This window comes from Methylocucumis oryzae (assembly GCF_000963695.1).
Taxonomy (GTDB): domain Bacteria; phylum Pseudomonadota; class Gammaproteobacteria; order Methylococcales; family Methylomonadaceae; genus Methylovulum; species Methylovulum oryzae.
On the sequence record NZ_LAJX01000216.1, the window covers coordinates 1 to 2,245 of the forward strand.

At 46.7% G+C, this 2,245-nt stretch carries 3 protein-coding genes; 1 reads left to right on the forward strand and 2 read right to left on the reverse strand.

The annotated features are described in order from the left end of the window. Positions 1-134, forward strand: a 134-nt coding sequence (locus tag VZ94_RS24695; protein ID WP_131655617.1) for a transposase domain-containing protein, incomplete at its 5' end; no start/stop codon positions are given. A gap of 25 nt (positions 135-159) precedes the next feature. Here the strand turns inward: VZ94_RS24695 and VZ94_RS29580 are convergent. Together VZ94_RS29580 and metE are read right to left on the reverse strand one after the other, a co-directional pair. After that, positions 160-273 carry a hypothetical protein gene (locus tag VZ94_RS29580; protein WP_338040502.1) on the reverse strand — a complete coding sequence of 38 codons (114 nt, stop codon included), beginning with the start codon at positions 271-273 and terminating at the stop codon, positions 160-162. Positions 274-304: 31 nt separating this feature from the next. Beyond that, positions 305-2,002 carry a 5-methyltetrahydropteroyltriglutamate--homocysteine S-methyltransferase gene (metE, locus tag VZ94_RS17665; RefSeq protein ID WP_239650048.1) on the reverse strand — a complete coding sequence of 566 codons (1,698 nt, stop codon included), beginning with the start codon at positions 2,000-2,002 and terminating at the stop codon, positions 305-307. Positions 2,003-2,245 lie beyond the last annotated feature (243 nt).

The following is a 2,245-nucleotide window of genomic DNA, read 5'->3' on the forward strand; positions in this document are numbered from 1 at the left end:
ATGGCTTAAACCCTACCGAATGGCTCAAGGATACTTTGGAAAAATTACCGACTTGGCCCAACAGTCGTATCGATGAGTTGCTGCCTTTTGCAACGGCAAATTCCGAGACAGTTAAGGATCAGAATGTCTTTTAGAAAACAACGTGGCTAGATTGAACGGTTACCGTGATTGGCGTGGCGGTAAGCCTTCTCTAAAAGCCGCCTCGTCGATTTGGATAATGGGAATACCGGCGCGCTCTAAATCGTTGACTTCCTCGCGTATTGCTAACGCTATTTGATACGCCGTGGTTGCTCGCGGTTGGTCGTCACGAACAAAACGACCAGTTCAGTAGTGTAACCGGCCCGGTCAACATGCCTTTCATCGGTTTGTCGGTTAGCGATTGAGCATATTGACTCCAGCGCACGGTAATGGGCTTGGGACGGCTGACATCGCCGTAAATAATCGGCGGTTTGACGCAACGCGAACCATAAGATTGCACCCAACCATTTACAGTAAATGCAAAACCCTCTAATTGTTCACCGAAATATTCCACCATGTCGTTGCGCTCTGCTTCGCCATGCACCAATACATCTAAGCCCAACTGTTCTTGCTCCCTAATACAAAACTCAATGCTGTGCTGCATTTGTTGGATATAGTCAGTTTCGCTAAGTAAGCCGCGCTTAAAATCGGCACGGGCTTTGCGGATGTCTGGTGTTTGCGGGAATGAGCCTATCGTCGTTGTCGGATAGCTAGGCAGGTTTAATTTGGCATGTTGTTGCTGGCGGCGTACCGAGAACGGGCTTTGGCGTTGCGTCAGTGAGTTATTAATTTTTGCCAACTCAGCTTGCACGGCTGGGTTATGGCTTAAGCTCGACTCCCGGCGCGATTGTATAGCACAAGCCGAAGCTATTAAATCGGCTTCGGCGGCGCTTGGCTCTGCAACAGCGTTACGCAAGACGGCAAGCTCGGTTAGTTTTTGTTTAGCAAACGCCAGCCAATATTTAATAGTTGGGTTTAACGCAGTTTCGTATTCTAGGTCTATCGGCACATGTAGCAGAGAGCAAGACGGTGCTAGCCATAATTCACCGGTAAAGCGTTGCTTAACGCTTTCTAGGATGTTGAGTACCGATGATAAATCAGTACGCCAGATATTGCGCCCATCAATGACGCCTAGAGACAACACTTTATGGTTAGCTAAATTATCCAGCACCCCCGTCAATTGCCCAGGCGCTCTAATACAATCGATATGTAACCCAGCCACGGGTAATTTGCAGACAAACGACGTCAGCTCGTCCACCCCACCAAAGTAAGTCGTCAGTAACAGCTTAATCGGTGTGCTTTGCAAATGGTTGTAAACCGCTTCAAACGCATTTTTCCACGCCGCTGGCAAATCCAACACTAAAATTGGCTCGTCGATTTGTACCCATTGCACACCTTGCTCGGCCAGACGGCACAGGATTTCGCTATAAACTGGCAATAACTTTGCTAGTAAATCCAGTTTGTTAACGTCGTCAGGCGCTTTTGCCAACCACAACCACGTTAAAGGGCCTAACAATACCGGTTTTGCTTGATACCCCAAGGTTTGCAGCTCGCGGGTTTCATCGAATAATTTGTTGCTAGAGAGGGTAAATGATTGATGCGCAGTTATTTCCGGTACTAAATAATGGTAATTGGTATCAAACCATTTAGTCATTTCTAAGGCACGATAAGGCTGATTATCACGGCCTTGGCCACGCGCCATTCTGAAATAAGTATCAATGTCCGCATTTATCCCAAAACGTTCGGGAATGACACCAAGCATGATGCTGGTATCCAAAACATGATCGTAATAGGAAAAATCACCCACCGGAATCAAATCCAGGCCGCTATTAGCTTGTGTGTGCCAATGTCGGGCACGAAGCTCGGCGGCAGTTTGTTCTAATTCGTTTTGGTCTAGTTCGCCACGCCAATAGCGTTCTAAGGCAAATTTCAGTTCTCGGTGTTCGCCGATGCGGGGGAATCCCAAGTTGTGTATTTTTATCATCGTGCCAGCTCTCATGGTTTAGAAAGAAAGCGGCATTGTAGGACTTGTTATTTGTGAGGAATATTGATAGTAGAGTTTATGCACAATAAGCAAAATGGGTGTATGGTGCAATAGTATCCTAATAAAATTTGGAGATAGTGATGTTCACCGAGTCGATGTTACGCAAACATCCTGCATTAGTCCGTGCTTTCACGGGAATTCCAGCGGAAGAGTTTTGGGACATGCTTGAAAAAAATGGAAGCT